The sequence below is a fragment of the Thermoflexus sp. genome (assembly GCF_042408365.1).
GTDB lineage: Bacteria > Chloroflexota > Anaerolineae > Thermoflexales > Thermoflexaceae > Thermoflexus.
Genome location: NZ_JBHOQJ010000280.1, coordinates 1 through 6270, shown reverse-complemented (window position 1 = coordinate 6270; position 6270 = coordinate 1). Strand labels below are relative to the sequence as shown.

At 56.5% G+C, this 6270-nt stretch carries 6 protein-coding genes; all 6 read right to left on the bottom strand.

What is annotated here, in order from left to right; translation table 11 throughout:
• Positions 1-660 (bottom strand): SDR family NAD(P)-dependent oxidoreductase (locus ACFMO5_RS12860; protein ID WP_376793153.1); only part of this gene is annotated, 660 nt, incomplete at its 3' end.
• Positions 661-679: 19 nt separating this feature from the next.
• Entirely contained in the window at positions 680-1834 is a 1155-nt protein-coding gene (locus ACFMO5_RS12855) for a glycosyltransferase family 4 protein (protein WP_376793152.1), read from the bottom strand.
• Positions 1835-1991: 157 nt separating this feature from the next.
• Entirely contained in the window at positions 1992-3365 is a 1374-nt protein-coding gene (locus tag ACFMO5_RS12850; RefSeq protein ID WP_376793151.1) for a glycosyltransferase family 87 protein, read from the bottom strand.
• Positions 3355-4887: an oligosaccharide flippase family protein gene (locus ACFMO5_RS12845; RefSeq protein ID WP_376793150.1), complete on the bottom strand. Its 1533-nt coding sequence runs from the start codon at positions 4885-4887 to the stop codon at positions 3355-3357. Before ACFMO5_RS12845 ends, ACFMO5_RS12850 begins: the two co-directional genes overlap by 11 nt.
• 416 nt (positions 4888-5303) lie before the next feature.
• On the bottom strand, positions 5304-5651 hold the full coding sequence (gene trxA, locus ACFMO5_RS12840; protein ID WP_376793149.1) for a thioredoxin: 348 nt from the start codon (positions 5649-5651) through the stop codon (positions 5304-5306).
• Positions 5652-5872: 221 nt separating this feature from the next.
• Complete coding sequence (locus ACFMO5_RS12835; protein ID WP_376793148.1) at positions 5873-6076, bottom strand: CDGSH iron-sulfur domain-containing protein; 204 nt, start codon at positions 6074-6076, stop codon at positions 5873-5875.
• Between the last annotated feature and the right edge of the window lie 194 nt (positions 6077-6270).

The window sequence follows — 6270 nt, the reverse complement described above, 5'->3', positions numbered from 1 at the left end:
GCCATCCCCCCACACCTCAATGGGATTCTGGCCGATAAACGCCTTGGCGATCAGGGCAATGATCGCATGGTTCTCCACCCCACGAGGACCATACACGGTAAAGTAACGACAGGAAACCGACTTCAGCCCATACTCCCGGTAATACGCCTTCAGGGTCAGTTCCGCCATCAACTTGGCCCAGCCGTACATGTTGTCCGCATCATAGGGCGGCTGGACCAAGTCCTCAGTGAGATAGAGCTCCTTGTTGGGATCGGTCTGTAAGTAGTTGGGGTAGACACACCCTGACGAGGCGAAGACCACCTTCTCCACCCCGGCGCGGCGGGCTTCCCAGAAAATCAGGCCGTCCAGAAAGAGGTTGGAGGCCGGGCCGGCCTGATGCAGGTCCACATAGCCCCGACCACCGTGGTCGGCCGCCAGATGGAAGACGATCTCGATGTCCCGCATCGCCATCCGGGCCACCCCCGGCTCGCGCAGATCCGCCTGGATGAACTCCACCGTGCCCTTCGCCAGGTGGTGCTGGATGTTCTCCAGCTTGCCGCTGGAGAGATCATCCACGATACGGACCTTGGCCCCACGTTCCACCAGGGCATCGACGAGATGGGAGCCGATAAATGAGGCTCCGCCAGTGATGAGGACTTTGCGCTTGAGCCAGAAAGACATGTTCAACCTCCCTAAAAGCTCAGGGCATGTTCAGAATGCGCTGGTAAAAGGCTTCCAGTTCCTCCACCCGCCGTTCCCAGTTAAGATCGATCTCAGCAGCTTTACGGGCGTTTTGCCCCAACTCCCTCCGCAGGGCATCGTCTGTCAACAGTTTCCAAAGGGCATGGGCGAACTCTTCCTGATTGGCGGCCAGCAGGCCTATGCGATAAGTTTCCACAAGGTGGACGACGTCACCGACCGGGCTGGCTACGGTTGGGCGTCCAGCGGCCATATAATACATAATTTTGCCCGGTAGACGTCCGCGATTAGCCGCCCGGTCAGTCAGGGGCAGACACATGACATCAGCGCACGCCAGGTACCAACTTAATTCCTCATCGGGGACGAAATCCGTCTGCCACAAGCGATCGCCGATGCCAAAGGCGTGGGCCTGCTCTAACACCCGTTGGTTTTTGGGACCGATCACCATAAACCAGACGTCCGGCAGTTGCCGGATGGCAGGCATCACAATCTCCATATCGCCCTGCCCCATTCCCAGGAAGCCCACGATCTTGCGGTCCAGGGGGACTCCTAGGCGCTGCCGGGCCTCGGCCACGGGCAAGCAACGGATCAAATCGGTGGCCGCGCCATTAGGGATACAAATCAGGCGCTCTGCAGGACATCCAATATCCAACGCCCTCTGCCTGAGCACGGTGCTGATGGTTACTACGCCATCAGCCCATAACTTGGACTTGATCTCCCACCACTCCTCGAACTTGCCGATAGCTGGCACGCGGCGTTTGGGGACGTCGTTGATGCCGCCGGGGCCGCCCCACCAATCGGCCCAGTCGGCGATGAGTTTCGCGCCGCGCAGCCGCCCGACAAAGCCGGCGAAGGAGGCGTTAGGCTTGTGGTCGAACATGTGGATGATGTCGTAGCGGTAGATCAGCGCGTGTAGGCAGCGGAGCAAGTTGTCGAGGGGGCCATAGCCCTCGCCGCTGTAGTTTTGTCCCCAGTTAGGCATCTCCACCACACGAACGCCGTTGGCGATGGACACGGTTGGCTTCCAGCGGTGCTGGCGCGAGACGGTCATCAATGTGACTTGATGGCCACGGCGCGCCAACCCCCTGGCGAGATTCCAGGCCCGTTCGTAGGTGCCCAGGTAGCGATAGTTGTGGTTAAGGTAAAGCAGGCGCATCGTTTAACTCCTGGCCGCCAACAGGGCTTTTCAAAGTTCTAGCAAAGACGGCGTAACAGTGAGGAAGCGCATGGCCCCCGGCCCAGCCCCCTGAAAATCACAAATTGAAAGCAATATCTTACCAATGTGAGAACATTGAAAAGCCTTGGGCCACCAATTAGGCATCTTGACCGATAGTAATTCTCAAATTTGCTTCAAGCATCAGGAGAAGGGATACCAGCACAAAAATCCCCGAGAGCAGATATTTTGTATTGGCCAGTCTTGCCGATCCCAGAAATGCTAGAAGGATGGGATCGGGCATCCAAGCTATTACGAGCCCAAAGATGCCCACAAAAACCCCCAATCTCCAGTCTTTGTTCAATAAATTACCATTATATTTCCATAATATGTACAAAATATCGATCATTATAGGCAAAAACCATACGGTGTTCATAACCCAAGTTAACGGTGCAGACAAAAGGATGATCACCCACGCGCTCTGCCAGTAGAGGACTGCAGCAAAGGTTTCGAGCCTCTGAGGAAGCCATCTGTATTGCCACATCCATATTCCTACAAAAAAACACAGAAAAGCAAGGACAGAAACGATGGAAAGCTGGACATTGAGCCCTCTTCTCTGGAGAGCAGCAGCTATGCTCCGAGCAATGCTTGCATTAGAGATAAACTGAAAGGACTCATAGCGGTACACAATGTTATCTTTTTGAACGTACCCCGCTGGAAGCGAGGTGCGTAAGGCCTGTATGACATGAGCAGGCAGCCTCATTCCCTCGTCCCCGCCCTCTCCGAACTGAGCGATTCTCGGCAAATTTTTACTATACTCTATCAAAAGATTTGGTTTTGTGAGCAATGAAATTAACAAAATACCAAATATACCGATAATATAACCCCCAATTGCTGCCCATTTCCTACGTATAATGAAGAATGGGACGATATACACGCAATGCAATTTAAGGAGGGTGGTCAGCGCCCACAGGAGGCCGGCGATAATGTTTGTGTTCCTGTTTTCGATGACTATCAATCGGGTGGCAAGCACAATGAGGAGTAGAGTGACTCCATCAATCTGGCCTCGCTCAAGGAGGGTGAATAAAGGATAAAACGTGCTTGCAAAGAAAGCTAACACCAGCAGCTGTTCCAGTTCGCTTTTCAAACGCAACATCCCTATCGCAAGGCACAACGAGGAGCTAACGCAAATTAGTTGGAGTAACGTCCAGAGGTATTTCGCCACACTATAAGGAAGCAGCGCGATCGGCTGAAACAGGACTGCGGCAAGCGGCGGATACAGGAATCGACTGTGTCGGAAAACACTAACGCCATCCCAGATAGGAGGATTCCGGATCGCATAATTCACATAGGGCGAGAGCCCATTATTGAGCGCCTCACCAGCAGTATAGAAAGCAGCGAAATCCATTTGCAAACTTTCTTTTCCAAATTGGAACGAGAGGCTTACTAAGCGGCCTATTGCAAATAGAGTACCAGCTATGAGAAAAATTCTAAGAAATAGCCTCTGCACAGAAATAATGAGCTCACATTTCATGTCCTGCCTCTCGCGCCAGCCGCCATACATACCGCACTCGTTCCTGCACTGCCCGAGGTTGCATGGCAAAAGCCAGAACATAGAAAGCCGAGAACGCGTAGATCGCCTTCACAACCAGTCGCGTAAAAAGCCCCAGGTTCTCCAGCGGGATAAACCGAAGGACTATAATATATCCTAATATAGTCGCGCCTCCAGCCAGCAGTGGCATCCCCAAGCCAGCGTTCGCACTCACCGAAAGCTCCCGGCGGGTATACACGCAGGCCAGTCCGATCCCAGCGATCAACGCCAGCCCCACCGCCCCGCAGGCACCCAAGGCACCCCAGCGCATCGTCAGCGGCAGCCCGGCGACCCCCAGCACCCCCACTTGAGCCCATAGCAACGCAGCCGCCCGCCCGGGTCGGCCCATCGCGTTCAGCACCACACCGGCGTGCTCCAGGTGAGGGCGGAGCACGAAGAAAGCGCTGAGGATCTGAAGAAACAGCACGCTGGGAAGCCACCGCTCCCCATAGAGGAGCACCACGAGATCCCGTGCAGCAAGGAAGATGGCTAGGGCCACGGGGATCGCGATCATACTGATCGCCCAGGTCACCATCGCCACCGTCTTCTCCAGGCGCGCCCGATCATCTTGCAGGCGGGCATACGTGTAAAAGGCTGTGCGGGTGAGCACTGCGTTGAACAACAACGCAGGCCACTGAGCCATCCGATAAGCACGGTCATAATAGCCCAACGCCGTCACGCCTGCGAAAGTGCCGATCAGGAAGTTGTCCAGCTGGCTGAAGAGCATCCCGGCCATCAACCACAAGCCGGCGGCCGCCCCGAATCGTAGGAAGTGGCCGGCAAGGTCACGGCGGAAACGCCACGGATACGCCCATAGGTGGCTCATCCGCCACCGCGCCACCCCCCAAAGCCCTAACCCCAGGAGGCTATAAACGGTCGTCTGAGCCGCCAGGCTCCATGCCCCGCCGCCGTGGGCAGCCAGCCAGAACGCGGGAAGATACGAAAGGGGGAAAACCAGGCCTTGATAGAGGCTGGTGAGCCCGAAACGCAGCTCCTTCTCGAGCAACGTCCCCGCAATGGCGGATATCCCTTCGAGGAAAGCAGCAAAAGAAAGAACGAGGGCGATCTGAACCACCAGAGGATCATAGCCCATGAACCGAAGCGCCGGGGCCGCCAATCCCATGAGAAGCAAACCGCTCAGAGCCGCCACCCCCTCCAGAACCACATACGTCCCGACGGATTCCCCGGTGGTCTCCTTATACTGCCCGAAAGCATATCCCAACCCCAACTTGGTCTGGAGCCGCAGAAGCTGGGCGAAGAACATCGCCAGGGCGAAGGCCCCAAAGGCCTCCGGCGGCAGCGTCCGAGTGAGAAGGATGTTGGCGGCAAACCCGAAAGCCAGGGTCCAGTATGTGCTCAGGGCCACCCACATGCCACCGCGAACGGCGGAAGAGGCCAAGGGCGCTCCCGTTGTCGATCGTTCCACCGGCGTTCCTTCCTTCGAGCCCGAATCCCAGATTTCCATCGAAAGCGCAGCCCCCTCAACGGCCGATCTCCTCAATTGAAGCCAGCGCTGCGCCCCTCATGGGCAGCTTCCAGCTCACCATTATATGCCTCTGGAAGCTTACCCCTATGAGCGGCCATCCCAACGCCCTAAGGGACCTTCAGCGCTTGAGGGCACTGGTTGTGACGAGGAGGCTCCTCTCTCAGCGCTTCTTGTTTCCAGGTGCCCGATGGAAACGTCCCTGAAGTTCGAGGCTCCAAGTCCAACACAAGGAGGGACAAAGCCGAAGATCCGTTGGGTCTGATTGAGCTGAGCGCAATAGTGGTGATTCGCGCTGGACGGCTTCAAACGGTGGCCCGAATGGGGATCAAAGAAGACGATCGCTTCTTGGGCGGGGAGGCTGCCCAAGGTGGCCTCCCCGCCCGGAAGTTCCGCCATCAGCGCTGTTGGGGTTGAGGCTGAAGATGGGGGAGGATTTGCCGAAGCAAACGCTCCCGGGGCTGATATCCGATGATCCGAGCGACCTCACGGCCTTCTTTAAACAAAATAAGGGTGGGAATGCCCATCACCCCATAGCGCATGGCCAGCTCCGGGTAATCGTCCACGTTCAGTTTGCCCACCTTCAGGACCTGGGCATATTCCCGGGCGATCTGGGCCACAATGGGCTCAAGAGCCTTGCACGGCCCACACCACTCCGCCCAGAAGTCCACTAGAACAGGTTTTTCGGATCGCAACACTTCCTGCTCGAAATTCTGAACGGTGATCACCACCTCATGCTCATTCATTGTCAACACCTCCCTCAAAGCAATTGGTAGTCGCTTCGATCCGTAGTAGTGCTTCGTCCATTCTTAACCTTGGAGTTTGAGGGGCTGGGGAGAACTGCCCAAAACGGGCGCTAATAAAGTTTAAAAAGCAGTCTGCACACTTACGCCAATTGAACTTTGGACAAACGGACGGTCCGATTTCTCGTCCGGGCCCTCCCCTTAAACGGTCCGGACATAGGCCATCAAACCTTCTCGATCATGCTGGCGGGCTCCTCCTGAAAGACGATGACCACCACCGGCCCTCGCCCAGCGACTTCCCGATGGGAACCGTCACAGAAGGGAAAGTTCCGAGACTGGAAACAACGACACAGGGTCACCCGCTCCCCAGGGCGGATGCGAACCGTTGTTCGGGGGTGATCCCCCCATGTGGTCTCATGCTCCGCCATGAGTGCAGTCCTCCGAGCGATGATCGCAGCAAAGACGTTTTGAGTCTATGCGATGCGCGACACGAGGTCAAATTTTCCGCGACCCCTTCATTTTGTTTTTGCTCCGAAGGATAGAGATGGCGAGGGCCAATGGCCCACCCCCCTTATTCCCTCTCCCCGAGGGGATAAAAGATGTTTGGGGGCTGGGCCGGGGG